The following is a 727-nucleotide window of genomic DNA, read 5'->3' on the forward strand; positions in this document are numbered from 1 at the left end:
GAACCAACAGAAGACTTTACCGTGACTGGAACGGTGGCAAGTGGGAACACTTCTAATGCATCAGATACTGGAACGGTAACAATCACAGATAATGATACCCCAGCGATGAGTGTTGGAGATGTAACGATTGCAGAAGATGGTGGAAATGCAAGTGTACCAGTAAGCATTGACAATCCAAGTAGTGTAGCTACAGTGGTATCAATTACTACGGTAGACAACAGTGCGACAGATCCAGCTGATTATACAAGCACAACAGTTACTGCTACGATTCCAGCAGGGCAGACAGTGGTAAATGTTAATATTCCAATTACAGATGATACGGTAGGGGAACCAACAGAAGACTTTACCGTAACTGGAACGGTGGCAAGTGGGAACACTTCTAATGCATCAGATACTGGAACGGTAACAATCACAGATAATGATACCCCAGCGATGAGCGTTGGAGATGTAACGATCGCAGAAGATGGTGGATCAGCCTCAGTACCAGTAAGCATTGACAATCCAAGTAGTGTAGCTACAGTGGTATCAATTACTACGGTAGACAACAGTGCGACAGATCCAGCTGATTATACAAGCACAACGGTTACTGCTACGATTCCAGCAGGACAGACAGTGGTAAATGTTAATATTCCAATTACAGATGATACGGTAGGGGAACCAACAGAAGACTTTACCGTAACTGGAACGGTGGCAAGTGGGAACACTTCTAACGCATCAGATACTGGAA

General features: G+C 44.4%; 1 protein-coding gene. It reads left to right on the plus strand.

Annotated elements, in window-relative coordinates; translation table 11 throughout:
* Positions 1–727, plus strand: a 727-nt coding sequence (locus tag Q0828_RS24370; RefSeq protein WP_298427972.1) for a Calx-beta domain-containing protein, incomplete at both ends; no start/stop codon positions are given.

The sequence above is a fragment of the uncultured Kordia sp. genome (assembly GCF_947496985.1).
In the GTDB taxonomy this organism is placed as follows: Bacteria; Bacteroidota; Bacteroidia; order Flavobacteriales; family Flavobacteriaceae; genus Kordia.